The sequence below is a fragment of the bacterium genome, from assembly GCA_020440705.1.
GTDB lineage: Bacteria > Krumholzibacteriota > Krumholzibacteriia > LZORAL124-64-63 > LZORAL124-64-63 > JAGRNP01.
Window position 1 is genome coordinate 1 of record JAGRNP010000359.1, and the last position, 566, is coordinate 566.

Below are 566 nucleotides of genomic sequence, written 5' to 3' on the forward strand. Positions count from 1 at the left end.
TCCCTTCGGGGTCGACGAGCTGATCCGCGTTCCCGTGCAGCGCCAGCTCAAGCAGGAGTTCGGCTTCCAGTCCACGGGGCTGAGCCACGACCAGCGGACCCAGTACAAGAAGGTCCCGGACGAGGCCAACATGCTCACCGGCGACCTCAGTACGGCGGAGGTGGAGTGGGTGGTCCAGTATCGGATCGCCGAGCCGGAGCTTTACCTCTTCCGGGTGCGCAACGTCGAAGAGACGTTGCGGGACCTGAGCGAGGCCGTGATGCGGGAAGTGGTGGGCGACCGCACGGTCAACGAGGTGATCACCATCGGTCGGACGGAGATCGCCAGCCTGGTCCACCAGAGGCTCCAAGAGCTCCTGACCCTCTACGAGACCGGCCTGGTGGTGGACCAGCTGGTCCTCCAGGACGTCAACCCGCCGGACCGCGTCAAGCCTGCCTTCAACGAGGTGAACCAGGCGCAGCAGGAGCTGGAGCAGAAGATCAGCGTCGCCGAGAAGCAGAAGAACGAGGCCATCCCCCGCAGCCTGGGCGAGGCTCAGCAGATGGTCGAGCAGGCGGAAGGTTACG

The 566-nt window shown here is 65.4% G+C and carries 1 protein-coding gene; it reads left to right on the forward strand.

Annotated elements, in window-relative coordinates:
- Positions 1-566: FtsH protease activity modulator HflK (hflK, locus tag KDM41_18780; GenBank protein ID MCB1185470.1), on the forward strand; the 566-nt coding region annotated here is incomplete at both ends.